Here is a 12,913-nt window from a genome sequence, read left to right on the forward strand (position 1 = left end):
TTCCTGGTGTTGGGTAGACGAGACGTTGCCCGTTAGAGGACCGGGTAGGAGACCGTGACCGCGACTTCCCGGCCCGCGGGGATGCCGCCGTTGACACCGACCGACACCGAGCCGTCGGTATGAACCTCGAACCTCGCCGGCCTGTCCTCATAGCCGTTGACGCCGCTGGCGAGAACCATCAGGTCTCGGGGCGGGAACCCGCGGGACAGTGCTGGCGAGGGCGGCAGGTAGCAACAGGTCGAAGAGAGCCCGTGAGGCACGTCGCTGCCGTAGCGGTACAGCCTGATCTGCACGGTGACAACGCCGTTGAGTCGGCGGGCCCGCGCAAACCCGTTCGTCGCGGTCTGCCACCCGCTCGCGGAGGGGCCGTGAACAAACGGGGTGCAGTTCACCCAACCGGTGTCTTCGTGCAGCGGCAGCCACCTGAAGCCGTCGCACAGCATCAGCCGCGAGGTGTCAATCTCCCAGTAGGTGCGGCCCACCACGGCACGCGGCGGGTACAGCGAGTACGCGCGGACCCCACCGACGTCATCGACCTGCCACGCAATGGACACCACCTGCGATGGTGATATCGAGGTGGTGCCGTGTGGCACCGTCACCCGCCCCAGCGGGATTTCGTACACCCCTGGATCGGTGCGTTGCTGCACCGGCCACGGGGAACCCGAGCCGGGCACGCCGGCCCGGATTTCGAGGGCCACCGAGTAGCCCGGGCGGGTCAGCCGCAGCACCACCAGGTCCACACGTTGCTGCCCGGACTCGTTGGCAGCTATGGCGATGGTGGAGTCCGTGTCACCGGACTCCCACTTGAACCCCCGTAGAAGGCCGTGCTTGCCGGCACGAACCGTGATGTGCATGCCAGTGTCATCGGCGTAGAAGATCGGCAGTTCCCCGACGTCTTCCCCCGGAGTGGTTTGCCAGCCGTCAGCCAGGGACCGGCGCATCAACGATTCGTATTCGCGGTCGGTGATGATCCGGTCCGGCGGCAACGGATATGAGGTCTGGGCCATCAGATGGTCTCCAAGCGGGCTAGGGAACGGGTGATGCGTCGGACCTCGTGAATCCACTCCGGGTCAGGGCTGGCCTCCTCGGAGCCGACGAGTAGGGTGTGCAGCTCACCGCCCGCGTCGACCTCAAGATGATCGCCGCGGACCTCCTCGGCCAGCTCCGTTCCGGGCCACAGTTCGACGGTGACAAGGTCGCCGATGTTGGGCGTGGGCTGTCCGGAACCGGCGACCACCACGACCATGAGTTTCGCTTTCTCGGCCCCCTCAGCTAGGGCTTCGTCCCCGGCCTGGTGCAGCTCCACCAGCTCCGAGGCTTGCCGTTGGTCGATGAACCGCTCTGAGATGCCCCACTGATGGGCCGCGTCGCTGACGCGGCGGATGATCAGCCGGTCCGCGCCCTCCCCGCCGCCGCCGACGATCGCGTCGGATACCGTCGGGGCTTCCCCCTCGAGGTGGATGCCCCGCAGGTTGCCCACCGACCGGGAGTAGCGCACCTCAGACGTGCGGTCCAGCGGGGCGCGAACCACGAAGTGGATCTGCCCGGCCTGCTGCACCGTGTCGAACACCAGCCCGCCGGCGGCGAGCGCGGCGCGGCGCATCGCGTCGCCCATCTGCTCAAACCGGGTGCGGTAGGTGATCGCCGTCCCGACACCGGCCGTCGCGCCCAGCGCCAGCGACGGCACCTTCCGGTAGGCCGTGTCCGCCGAGGTGGAGATGCAGTTGGCGTCCACCAGGTCCCGCAGCACCGATTCGCCGATCGCGGTGCGGGTCCATGCCTCCGGTTGCGCCGGGTCCTCCGGCAGCAGCGTCGGGTCCGGCAGGGAAACCCTGGCCACGATGTCCGCCAAGTCGGAGCCAAAAGCGAACGTGATCTCGCCAGTGTCCGGCCCGTCGGAGTCGGCGGTCCAGGCGAACGGCTCCGCCGGCCGCTCGATCGGCCCTGCGGCGAAGTACTCGCCGTCGCGCAGCACCACGGCACGTCGCCCCGGGGTGTACAGGTCAGTCAGCAGCGCCGGGCCAGCCGGCACCGTGATGAGCCCGGCGGCCGGCTCGTTGTGCTTGCGGTCGATTTCGATGCTCGTCCACGTGGTGATCGGCTGGCCAACCTCCACAAGGTTCCGGTCGGTCAACAACACCACATACTCATGGATGTCGGTCATCATGCGCTCCGGTAGCGAGGCGCGAACGACCACGCCACGCCCGCGCCCACGGCGGCCTCGGTCAACGACAGGATGATCCGGTTGTGACCGCGTCGCAGCGGGAACAAGTTCGCGCCGGGCCAGTTCACCGCGCCCGTGGCCGCCTGACCGGAAGGCCCGTAGATGGCCATCGGGTCGGTGTAAACAGTGATCGTGTCGTTGAGCAGCAGCGGACCGCCGCCGGCGTAGTCCGGATCGATCGCGAAGGACTGGCCGGTGTCAGCGTGGGTGAACGTCGCCGACGCGCACGGCCCGGTGATCGTCCACACCGGGTAAGCGGCCAACTGGCCCGGGTTGAAAATGTCCAGGTCCCCGGTGCCCAGAGTCTTCGACAGCGACACGTTGGGAAACCTGGCCAGGTAGGAACCGTTGTCGGCCAGTTCCAACGCCTCGTCGGAAACCTCATCGGGCCCGTACCACCACGGCTGCTCACACAACAGCGTGACCAGCAGATTCTCGGCCAGCCGCCCATCATCGTCGGTGTCACCTGGATGCGCGCAGTAGCAGGTGATGTGACGGCGGGTGCCGTCAGGACGCCACACCACCAACGTCCCCGCGCCCAGCTCATCAGTTTGCCCGAACCAGTCGAGCAGGTTGCGTTTGCGATCGATGAACTCGGTGTGAGTGCTGCCCGTGACCCGCACCGGCAGGTCGATCTCGCGAGCCTCACGGCGCACCGTGCGAACCCGCACGCCACCGCGGGGCAGCTTGTCCGTGGTCAGCGTGACCGGGACACCACCTAGGCCCCGTAGCCCTTTCAGCAGCCGGTAGCCGGTCTGCCCGGGACTGGTTAGCGGCACCTCGGTGCCGTCGGGCGCGATCCAGGACGCGCGAGGCACATCCCGGACAGCAGGCGTATCGGGCGGTGTCGGGTCGGGCGGCGGTGGCGTCCCGATGACACCCCGTCTGATCGGCATCTAGCGTGGCCTCCCCACTCGTGCGCGGACCTCCCGGCGGCGCTGGTGGCGCTCGACATCGGCCAACGTCACGTTGGGTCCGGTGATGTTCACCGTGTCGCCCCCCCGGCTACGCACGATCACCGGAGGCTGCGCGGCCGGCGTGGCCGGTCGTGCCTGCGGGCCGGCGACTTGCAGGTGCGCCATCATCTGCGGGCGCATCGCGTCGAACTGACGCAGCAGCGCGGGCATGGCCTGACGCACACCGTCACCGATACCCGCCGGCACCCACCGGCCGACCTCACGCGCGGCCACCTTGGACGGCGAGGAGATGCCGAGTGCGCCCTTCGCGCCTCGGATGATCCCGCCGACAGCGCCCTTCACTGTGCTGATGGCCCGTCCGACGGAGCCTTTGATGCCCGAGATCATGCCGTTGATGATTTGGGTGCCGATGCTGCGGGCCGCGCTGACAAACGAGCTGCCCACGCCGCGTACCTTGCTCACCAGCGATTTAATCGGGCTTAGCACCCTGCTGACGATCGTGGACGCGACCTGGACGGCGGCGTTGACGCCGCCACGGAACACCCCGACGATATGACTCCACAGACCAGAGACGAACGGGCCTAGACTCGCCCACCCCTTGGCGGTGTGCAAAAACCGGATGAATGCCCCTGCAAGCGTGGACACCCAATTCACTGCCTTCGCTATCCACTGGATGAGCACAGTCAGCACCGGGATGACCACCCCAGCCAGCGTCGCCTGCACCTCCCAGAGTCGAGCCTGGAGCGTGACCAGTAGCTCTATCAGGGGTATCAGCACGGGCAACAACGCCAGCAGGACATCTACCAGCGCCGCCACCAGCGGAACTAGCTGCGGCAGCAGTTCAGCGCCCATCTGCGCAAACAGCGGCAGCAGCTCCAGAAACAGCGGTAGCAGCGCGTCCAACGCCGTGATCAAACCCGAGTACAACACTTGTACGATCTGCGACAGCACCGGGAGTAGCTGCGCCGCCGCGTCCAGCAGCGTCGTGACCGCCGTACTCAGCAGCTCCCCCAGCAGGCCGCCGAGCTGACTAACCAGCGGCGTCATCGCCGCGAAGTGTTCCGCCAGCAGGGGCAGGATCGGACCCAGCCCGGACACCAACGCCTCAACGATCATGGTCAGGCCCGGGATCAGTGCCTGCACGGCACCGGCTAGCCCGGTGGCCAGGACCGCCACCAGCTCACCGAGCAGGGGCAGCAGGGGCGCGACCGCCGCGACCACCGCGCCGAGCGCGGACAGCACCGGGCCAAGCGCCGGGGCGATCTTCGACACCGTCTCCTTGATCGTGCCGAAAATCGTCTCCAGGATTTTCAAGCCCTCGGCGGAGTTCAGGAAACGGTCGACCTGCCCCAGCACCTGCCCGAGCGTGTCCAGCAGCCCACCCGACACGCTCGTAGCGGCCTTGATGACCGCGCCGAAGATCCCGCCGACGGCGCGTAGCACCGCCATCAACTGCTGCAACGCGGCCAGGCCGTCGTTCACCCAGTCCATGAGCTGCCCGGACTTGGACACCTCCGCCAGCCACTCACCGAACGTGTCCATGACCCGACCGATGGCAGCCCCGAGGCGTTCCACCAGGGGCGCTGTCGCGCCGAACGCGGCACCGAACCCGGTGACCAGCGGACCGAAGGCGTCACCGATGTGGACCAGCGCCGTGCGCGTGGCATCCAACAGCCGAGTGACACCAGCGACCACGACCTGAGAGCGGGCCGCGGCAGCCGCGTTCGCGAACGCCGACCCCCACGCCTCACCGATCTTGCCAAGTTTGGTCTCTAACAGCGGCAGATACACCCCGGCCAGAGCAGAGATCTGCCCCTGCACGCGGCTGAAGATGCCGCCCTCCACCGACCGCCGCACGGCGTCCCAGCCGTCGGCCTGCGCCTTGATCTCGTCGTGGACAGCGCGGGCGGCCGGCGTCAGCTTCGCCAGGGCCTCCTCGCTGCCGCCCAACGCCTCGGTCAGAGTGGATGTGCCCACTTTCAGCGCTACGGCGGCGACAGCCGCCGCGCCGAGCACCGCCGGCAGCGCCCCCACCAGGCCAACCATCGGGGCCAACGCCCCCACCAGCGCGAAGACGCTCACCGCCGTGTTCGCCAGGGCGACGCCGAGCAGGCTCCACGCGGCGGTTTTGGCCGCCAGTTTCGCCGTGGATATCAGACTGGCCCGCATCCTGGCCATGCCCCGCTGGAAGTTGCGGTCATCGACGCCGACCTTGGCGTAGAGGTCACCGACTTTGAGCGCCACCTGTCACCCCCTTCCCGCCGGGCGGCCCGTGCCCCCCGCGCCTCGAAAAGGGGGGGCGGCGGTCACAGGAATTGATCAATGAATTGCTGCGCCTCGGTGGGGGTACTCAGGCTGCGTCTCGAGTCACCCACGACGCTGGCGAACGCCGACTGTGGACTCAACCCGGCGATGTCCTCGGCCAGATCCTGATGCCCCAGCGCGGCGATGTCGGCGCGGGTGTACCCGTACTCACGGCGTAGATCCCCGACCACCTGCAACCAGTGGCCTCTTACCTGCGTCCACCCGTCCGGCGCGTCCTCGTCGCCGGCTTCGACGTACCCGCCGTCCGCGAGGCGGCGCGTCGGCCGGTCCGGTTGACCGGCTCGGGGGCTTTTCCCGGCTGCGTGTCCTCCACCATCCCCGCGACCCGGGCGAAACTCACCGCCGGTTTACCCGGCGGACGCATCCCGTTGATCAACGCCCACGTGAAGATGATCAACAGTTGTTCGGAGCCGAGCCCGTCGGAGAGCCACCCATCCAAGGTGACCTGCCCGTCGACCCCGGCCAGGTCCAGCATCAGCACCAGCAACCGTTGAATCTCATCGGCGTCATCGCTGGACAGGTCCAACGCCTTGCCGGGCCGAAGCATGATCTCCGCTGGTACCTGCGTGGGGATCGGCACCGCCACACCCAGGATCTGCGTGGTAGGCCGGCTGGCCACCCGCTGTGACCACCACGCGTCGAAGTCGTGGTCGGTGGTGGTTTCCCCGTCCGGGACGCTGTCATAGAACGAGGCGTCGAGCTCCGCGACGCTGTCGGCATGTGGGTGGGGCGTCATGCTCACACCACCGCCTCGGTGCTCGGCGCTCCGCAGCGCACAAACTCCGCGTTCCACGACGCCTTGTCGTTGAGTCCGCCGCCCTGCTCACCAACAGAGACGGTGGCCTTCCACACCTTCCACGTCGTGGACCCCGGGTACCGGAACCGGACATCGATCTGACTGTCGTAGCCCAGCAGCACCGCGTGGGCCTCCACCAGTTCCTGCCCCGGGTCCCGCACCCCCGTGGCCGGATCTTGCAGGAACCGCCCCTCCAAGCTGAGGGACGCGCCGAGCTGCATCTTCTCTTGGCCGTAGTAGCCCTCGGAGTCCCACACTGTGGTGTCGGCGAACTCCTCGTTTTCGTTGTAGGACACGGTGCCCGACAGGAGCCCGCCGACACCCGTCCACGTCGGCACGGCGTCCATGTCCGAGACCTCAAAAATCAGGTCCCTCGCGTTGATCTGGCGCGTGGCCATTACTCATCCCCCAAAGAGTTCTCAGAACGGGTGTTCGATGGATGCCCGGAACGCCGCGGTGTGCACGTGCAAGCCGTTCGCGTCCGGGCCCACATGCACCGGCTCCGACTGCTGGCACTGGCAGTCCACGACGAAAATCCCGTCGGGCAGCTCCACATAGGCCAAGCCGTGCAACGCCGCGACCACCTCACGGCACTTCACCCGAGACAGCCGCGAATCGCCGCTACCCCGCACCCGCACCGTGAACGTGGGCTCCGACCAGTGAGGCGCACCGGCGGGTGAGGCAGCGCCCCCCGTCCCGTAGACGGTGATGCACTGCCCCGGCTGCGGAGGCTGATGCTCCAGGTAGATCGGCCACACCTTGCCGGGCACCCCACTCGGGACGTAGGTGCCCACCCCGGCGGCGTCCAGGAGGTGAGCCACCCCGCCGACAAAGCCCGCCATCAGCGCAACTCCCGCCGCACGGCCGCAGCGATGATGTCGCGTACCGCCGTCCGCGACGCGGCGTGCGGCTGCTCCAGATACTTGGCCTGCCGGCCCGGGTCATGCCGCCACGTGACCTCCTCGTGCTGGCGGGCGGCGTACACCGTGTCGAAGCTGACCGTGCCCTCGAGCGCGGACGCATCCACGTCCGTGGCTCCTGAGGCGACCAGCACCCCCTCCTGAAGGGGCGTAACCGCCTGTGCCTGGCTCAACACATACTCGGCGGCAGCGTGTAGGCCCCTCACCGCGCCGGCCTGCTCCCGCCGCCGCGCCACGGCCACGCCCTTCGTGCTGACGGTGGTCTTGATCCGCACCCCCACGATTTCCCCCTTCGTCTCACTGGTTGGAGCCGGAGGGGGCACGGCGGCGCGCGGCGGCCGACGTCGGCTCCGGCGCACGTTGCTGGCCTGCCGGCGGCACGAGCGTCCACTGATCGTCGGCGGTAACCCGCCGGTCTTCGTAGGTCCCGGGCACGGTGCGCTTACGCTCGCCGTGCTCGTGCGTCCAGAGCGGCACGATCGGCCTCCTCGCTATGGTGTTGGCTACCCCGCCACGGCGGGACGTGTGGTTCGGTGAGAGGAGCCCCTGTTGACAACGGCGGACGACAGGCCGTACCGGCTGGTCACTGAACACGGCGAGGCATGGATGCTCACCACCGGGGGCGAGTACACCGACCGCACCCACAGCCGGCATCGCTCACTCGACGCGCTGCACGCCGAACACACGGTGCGGCCCGTGCTGCCGGTCACCGAGCAAGACCACCAACTCCTACAGGAGGCGTTGCGCCGTGCCGGCCGTAGAGCCGTCGCATCCCTGGCGTCCGCGCTCGACCTGGTGTGTCACGAACTCCGCGAGTCCCTGGGCGGTCAAGCGTCGATGCAGACGATGATCGCCGGAAGACCGGGCAGTTGGGAGTCGGCCGCGTTGCAGGAGGTCATCTGGTTCGGTGCCACCCTCAACCGGCCCCGGCTCGGCGGCAACGTGACGCAGACGCGCGCCGCCGGCCCCAACGCACGCGTTGACCCTGCCGCGCAGCAGACCATGGCGGAGATCATCCGCCGGTGGGTGAGCGACCCGCACCGATACACCGAGGTCGCCGAAACGCTGGCCGACATCGTGTCCCAACATGCTGATGAACACCACGGCGTGCACGGCTGGGCCGAAATAGCCGATGACCGGCTGCAACCAGGACCGGCGGCCGACGAGAACTCCTACACCTGCTACAAGCTGCTGTACTCCCTCTCCCAGCACCTAGACCCGGCACTGCTGTGACCCGCCCCGTCCGGGAATGGCAACACACCATCCGCGTGATGCGAGGATGAGCGGCCGTGAGCGCTGCCCCTGATCCGAACGCGGAGTGGTGGACTACCACCGACGTAGCCCGATACCTCGGCATCTCAGTGTCCGCTGTGACGAACTACCGCAAACGCAAACAGATGCCGCAACCTGACAAGACGATCGGGCGTACCCGCATGTGGCGTCCGATCAGGATCATCACCTGGCACGCGGGCCGCCCCCGCCCCGGCGTCGGTGGCCGTCCCACGACCACCGACACGTAGCCGCACCCGGTGCGTCAGTTCCCGGCGATCTCCACGTGCTCCGGCACGTCGAACCCGCCCCCCTCGCGGCGGGCAACACTCAACGCCACGATCTGTTGCCCCGAGGGCAACGTCACGCGCGAATCGACGGGACAGTCGGTGGCCACGGCCGCGTACACGGTCGCAGTGACGGTCACCGTCTCGCCCGTGGCCGCACGCAGGACCCGGTGGCGCTCATCCACCCACACCGGGGCCACCTCGACCGGCGGCCCGTAGACGTTACCGCCGCCGGCGTCCTTACCCCGGTACGCCTCGATGACCACACCGAACCCGGCACCGTGCATGTCCAGTAGATCCGTCACGTCCACGCTTCACCACCCGGTCACAGGGCCCTGGTTGAGCAGCCCGGCCTGAAACAGAAACTCCCGGGCGTCGTGGCTGTAGCGCGGCGGCGCGGTCGTGCCCGAAGCAGTCACCGCCCGCCCCACCGACACAGAGCCGATCGACACCGACGACAGCGTGCCGAGCGCGCCGCGCCCGTACGGGTCACCGATAGCCCGCATGTAGTCCGCCTGGGCGCACGCGGCCCACCGCATGGCCTGCCGATGCCCGGCGTCGACCGGGTAGCCGTCGTCGTCGGTGTCGTACATGGCGGTGGTCAGCAGCTCGTCAACGCGCCGCGACGCGACCCACAAGGCCCGCCCCACCCCCGCCGGAGGTGCCGCGCTGATCCACCGGGCGTAGTCCGCGCTGTCCGCATACACCCGGCCGTCGGCCGGCGACGTCATCGGCGCGGGCGCCACCGCCACCGTGTCGTAGCTGCTGCCCGCGCCGGTGCCGGTGATCGACCAGGCGTACACCCACTGTCCGGGCTGCCCGAAGGTCACCGTCGCCGCCGCGGTGTGGGTCTGCCCTCCGTCGGAGGCCACACACCCGATCGGCGCACCAGCCACACCGTCTGGGCCGGTCACGGTCACAGTCACCGCCGTATCCGCGCCGACCCCGCCGTCGGTGAGCGTCAGCACGGGCGTGACCGTCTCACCCTCGTAGATCGTCACCATGGGCCTCCTGCAACAGCGAAGGGTATGCACCCCGGCCGAGGGTTCAGGCGGGGCGCGGGCAAACGGGCTCCCCCCGTCACCCCCGGCCGGGAGATCAACGCCAGGTCACACCGTGACCCGGCGCAGTGTCGACGCACGCGGTCAGTCGGCCGGCGCGCGTGCGGTGACGGTGCGGGTAGCGAGGTCGATGAGGTCGTGCTTGGTCATCGCCTCGACGTCATCCGGAGCCGTGCCAAGGTTGCGCACCACCCACCCGACCCACTCCGCCTTGAGCGCGCCCCTATCCGGCAGCGACTCCCACTCGCCGCCGGGCAGCACGGCCGGACGTTGCCCGGACGACTCGGGCTGCCCATCAGCCGGCGGCGGCGTGTACGGGCTGCCGTCGGCGTTGACACGGCGCAGATACCCCTTGGTGACCTTGTCGGCTTGCGTTTCGGGCAGGGGCAGCGCCATCTCCCAGATGACGCCCCCCTCACCCTTGAAGTGGCCCGTCTGCTGCATCACGTGGCCTTGGGCACCTGAAACGCGGTGATCTCACCAGTCATGGCCGCCTGAATGTCGACGTGCAGCTCACCGCCGGAGCTGATGAACCGACCGGACTCGAAGGGGCCGATCAGCACCGTCGCGCCGTCGGCGACGGTCACCACGAGGTCGCCCTGACCGGCGGCCATCGCCGGCGGATAGTCACCGGCCTTGACAGTGACGTCCTTCGCCTCGCCCGCGCTGTTGCTGACTCGCAGGACGGTGCGCTCCGGGACGGCGTCGACAATGAGGTGACCGTTGTTGGCACCAGGGTTGACCGGCGTACCGGCCGGCTCGGCTATCGAACTGTTGGCGTGCAGGTTGCTGTATGCCAGGGCAGTGCGCGGCATGTCTCTCCCTCGTGAACGCGTGACCCCACGTGCGGGGGCCGGAAAAGGGGGGCGGCGGGCCCGGCGCACGAACGCGCGCGGCCGGGCCCGGCCGTCAGATGGGTCAGGACTGCGACGCCACCAGCGTGGCGATGCCATCGGGACGCATCAACTTCGCCCCGTACACGAGCAGACCACGCACCCGGTCACCGAACCGCAGCTCCGAGCGCATCGCCTCGGTCTGCGTGACCTGCTCGGCCATCGTGATCGCGCCACGGGTCCCCGCCATACAGCCGTAGTCGTCGCCGCTGATCAACGGCGCGTTGTTCGACGCGTGGATGGTCATGCCCAGCGCCCGGCCGACTAGCCCGTTGAGTAGCGGCTCGGACGTGCCGGAGGCAGACATGTCTACGAACTTGTTGTTGTCCAGCAGCAGCGAGTGATACCACGACGGGACCACAGCCCAGCGGCCCTGTTTGGGCACGTTGGCCTCGTCCAACTTGAGCGCCAGCAGCCGCAGCCCGGTGTACGCCTGGTCGCCGTCAGTGACCGTCATGGTGCCGATCGCGTTGCTCGCGGCAACACCGGTGTACAGACCGGCGACGTACTGATCCACCACGTCAGTGAGCCCGTAGGCGGCCTCGGACATGGCCTCCGGGACGACGTTACCCCGCGCCTGCGCCTGGTCAACATCGTCAACCGTGAACGCCCAGTACTTCTCTTGATCGATTGACAGGGTCCGCTGCGCGTCGGTCAGCTCGTCGTAGCTGATGTCCGCGTTGCGCGTGTAGGTGCTGATCGTTGGGCGGCTGATCGAGGTCACCCGCACCGTGTCACCGGCGGCGCGGATCTCACCCTCATAGTCGCGGTTGCACAGGTTGGCGTAGACCAGGACCTTCTTGTAGCTCTCCATGAGCAGCGCCGACCAGATTTCCGGCCGGAACCTATTAATTGCCATCGTTCCCCCGTGTGGCTTACGGAATGTGGATTTGGATAGGTGCCCGCAACCCCCGGGGCAACCGGGTGTGCCGGGCCTACAGCAGGTGGGCTAGCGGTGGTGAAGCCGCGCCACCACGTCAGCGAACGCCCGATAGTCCAGAGTGGGCGCGCTGGTGCCCTCGCCCCCCCCCGGCGGTGCTATGGCACTCCTACGGGGAGTCGCTGATACGGATCAGCTCGTATCTGTGGGCGAGGAGTTGATCGAGACGGCCGCGCGGAAGGCGTGCTGCCCTGCCCTTGAGGCACTGACCAATAGTGAAGGGCCCAACCTGGTGGTCGAGCCCTTCGTTGCATCGCGTCGCTTACGGAGCTGCCACTCACGTAAGCGACGGCGCCGGGCGCAACGCCGACGCATACTGGAATCACCCGAAGATAGGATACTTTACAGCGTCCGGCTTCCGGCCACAAAAGGGGACGGTCTTGACGGGCCCCTCTACAGCAGGTGGGCTAGCCGCCCTTCGGCGTGCCATCTGGCGATCAACGGACTGTCTCCGCGTTCAACGGACTGTCTCCGCGTTCGTGCGCCTGCTGAAGCTGGGCGGCCGTGATCGGACCGCCCTCGGTCGCAGCGGTGATCGCAGCGCCGGACACCCCGGCGGCCGGCGAACCCGCACCGGCGTCACCAGCAGCGCCCGCGGCCGGCGTCGCCGGTGCGGCGGGCAGTGCCCTCAGCCGGGGATTGGCCTCGACCGCAGCGGCAAGCGCGGCCTGGACCTGTTCGGCGAAGTCGGCCGCCGACGGGTCAAGCCGGCCCACCGCGTCACCGAAAGCCCTCGAGTCCAGTACGGCGTCTGGGTCGGCCCCGAGTTCACCGGACATCCGCCACACCGCCAGCTCCACGCGGGCCTGCTTCGTCTCGCTCTGCGAGGCGGTGAGCTGCTGCGTGAGCATCGCCGGGTCCGGCGGCTCTTCCTCGCCAAGCCCGATCAGCTTCGCCAGGCCCTTGGTGAATTCGTCATACGTGGCCTTCTGCTCCGCCAGCTCCTGTTGCAGCCGCGTCTCGCGGCCCCGCAGGTTGGCGATCGTTTTGCTAGCCCGCGCTGGGTCGAACTCGCCCTGGATCGTGGGCGCTTTGCCGGCCGGTTCCGACGCGGCCGGCTCTGCCGGGGCGGCGGCGGTACTCGCCGGTGAGGTGACAGACGGCGTGGCCGGGGCGGCATCAGTCGCGTCTTGAGCGGGCGCGTTGGTGCTCTCGGCCGAAACGGCAGTAGCCGGGCCGGTCGTCGGCGCGTCGGTCTCACCGCCGGTGGCGGCGGGTCCAGGCGCGGTGGTGGCCGTAGCCGGCGCTGCCGGTTCAGTCGGCACAGACATTTCCGTGGCC

General features: G+C 68.6%; 16 protein-coding genes and 1 pseudogene. 1 reads left to right on the forward strand and 16 read right to left on the reverse strand.

Annotation, left to right across the window (positions count from 1 at the left end; translation table 11 throughout):
- Positions 1-32 precede the first annotated feature (32 nt).
- The 10 genes from SALPAC2_RS0124075 to SALPAC2_RS0124120 form a co-directional block, all read right to left on the reverse strand.
- Complete coding sequence (locus tag SALPAC2_RS0124075) at positions 33-1,007, reverse strand: hypothetical protein (protein WP_018219185.1); 975 nt, start codon at positions 1,005-1,007, stop codon at positions 33-35.
- Positions 1,007-2,164, reverse strand: coding sequence for a Gp37-like protein (locus SALPAC2_RS0124080; RefSeq protein ID WP_018219186.1), 1,158 nt, complete (start codon positions 2,162-2,164; stop codon positions 1,007-1,009). Before SALPAC2_RS0124080 ends, SALPAC2_RS0124075 begins: the two co-directional genes overlap by 1 nt.
- A complete protein-coding gene (locus tag SALPAC2_RS0124085; protein WP_223874181.1) occupies positions 2,164-3,120 on the reverse strand; it encodes a phage tail family protein in 957 nt (318 codons plus the stop codon). The genes SALPAC2_RS0124080 and SALPAC2_RS0124085 overlap by 1 nt, the downstream gene beginning before the upstream one ends.
- Positions 3,121-5,385, reverse strand: a complete 2,265-nt coding sequence (locus SALPAC2_RS0124090; protein ID WP_018219188.1) for a phage tail protein — start codon at positions 5,383-5,385, stop codon at positions 3,121-3,123.
- 62 nt (positions 5,386-5,447) lie between these two features.
- Positions 5,448-5,636, reverse strand: a complete 189-nt coding sequence (locus SALPAC2_RS0124095; protein ID WP_026185102.1) for a hypothetical protein — start codon at positions 5,634-5,636, stop codon at positions 5,448-5,450.
- A gap of 17 nt (positions 5,637-5,653) precedes the next feature.
- A complete protein-coding gene (locus SALPAC2_RS0124100) occupies positions 5,654-6,202 on the reverse strand; it encodes a hypothetical protein (protein WP_018219190.1) in 549 nt (182 codons plus the stop codon).
- A gap of 2 nt (positions 6,203-6,204) precedes the next feature.
- Positions 6,205-6,660 carry a phage tail tube protein gene (locus SALPAC2_RS0124105; protein WP_018219191.1) on the reverse strand — a complete coding sequence of 152 codons (456 nt, stop codon included), beginning with the start codon at positions 6,658-6,660 and terminating at the stop codon, positions 6,205-6,207.
- Between the two features lie 21 nt (positions 6,661-6,681).
- Complete coding sequence (locus tag SALPAC2_RS0124110) at positions 6,682-7,104, reverse strand: minor capsid protein (RefSeq protein ID WP_018219192.1); 423 nt, start codon at positions 7,102-7,104, stop codon at positions 6,682-6,684.
- Complete coding sequence (locus tag SALPAC2_RS0124115; protein ID WP_018219193.1) at positions 7,104-7,463, reverse strand: hypothetical protein; 360 nt, start codon at positions 7,461-7,463, stop codon at positions 7,104-7,106. The genes SALPAC2_RS0124110 and SALPAC2_RS0124115 overlap by 1 nt, the downstream gene beginning before the upstream one ends.
- 16 nt (positions 7,464-7,479) lie before the next feature.
- Complete coding sequence (locus tag SALPAC2_RS0124120; RefSeq protein ID WP_018219194.1) at positions 7,480-7,659, reverse strand: hypothetical protein; 180 nt, start codon at positions 7,657-7,659, stop codon at positions 7,480-7,482.
- 72 nt (positions 7,660-7,731) lie between these two features.
- Between SALPAC2_RS0124120 and SALPAC2_RS0124125 the strand changes: the two genes are divergently transcribed.
- The gene (locus SALPAC2_RS0124125) at positions 7,732-8,415 is read left to right on the forward strand and encodes a hypothetical protein (RefSeq protein WP_018219195.1); all 684 of its coding nucleotides are present in this window, start codon (positions 7,732-7,734) and stop codon (positions 8,413-8,415) included.
- A gap of 301 nt (positions 8,416-8,716) precedes the next feature.
- Here the strand turns inward: SALPAC2_RS0124125 and SALPAC2_RS0124135 are convergent, their stop codons facing one another.
- From SALPAC2_RS0124135 to SALPAC2_RS25520, 6 genes and pseudogenes are all read right to left on the reverse strand, one after another.
- On the reverse strand, positions 8,717-9,043 hold the full coding sequence (locus SALPAC2_RS0124135) for a hypothetical protein (protein ID WP_223874180.1): 327 nt from the start codon (positions 9,041-9,043) through the stop codon (positions 8,717-8,719).
- Positions 9,044-9,052: 9 nt separating this feature from the next.
- On the reverse strand, positions 9,053-9,742 hold the full coding sequence (locus SALPAC2_RS0124140) for a hypothetical protein (protein WP_018219198.1): 690 nt from the start codon (positions 9,740-9,742) through the stop codon (positions 9,053-9,055).
- Positions 9,743-9,883: 141 nt separating this feature from the next.
- The gene (locus SALPAC2_RS0124145) at positions 9,884-10,243 is read right to left on the reverse strand and encodes a hypothetical protein (RefSeq protein ID WP_018219199.1); all 360 of its coding nucleotides are present in this window, start codon (positions 10,241-10,243) and stop codon (positions 9,884-9,886) included.
- Positions 10,243-10,614, reverse strand: coding sequence for a hypothetical protein (locus SALPAC2_RS0124150; RefSeq protein ID WP_018219200.1), 372 nt, complete (start codon positions 10,612-10,614; stop codon positions 10,243-10,245). Before SALPAC2_RS0124150 ends, SALPAC2_RS0124145 begins: the two co-directional genes overlap by 1 nt.
- A gap of 103 nt (positions 10,615-10,717) precedes the next feature.
- Positions 10,718-11,551 carry a P22 phage major capsid protein family protein gene (locus tag SALPAC2_RS0124155; protein ID WP_026185106.1) on the reverse strand — a complete coding sequence of 278 codons (834 nt, stop codon included), beginning with the start codon at positions 11,549-11,551 and terminating at the stop codon, positions 10,718-10,720.
- A 518-nt stretch (positions 11,552-12,069) separates the two neighbouring features.
- A pseudogene (locus tag SALPAC2_RS25520) lies at positions 12,070-12,913 on the reverse strand (hypothetical protein); the annotation flags it as partial.

This window comes from Salinispora vitiensis (assembly GCF_000378825.1).
Lineage (GTDB): Bacteria > Actinomycetota > Actinomycetes > Mycobacteriales > Micromonosporaceae > Micromonospora > Micromonospora vitiensis.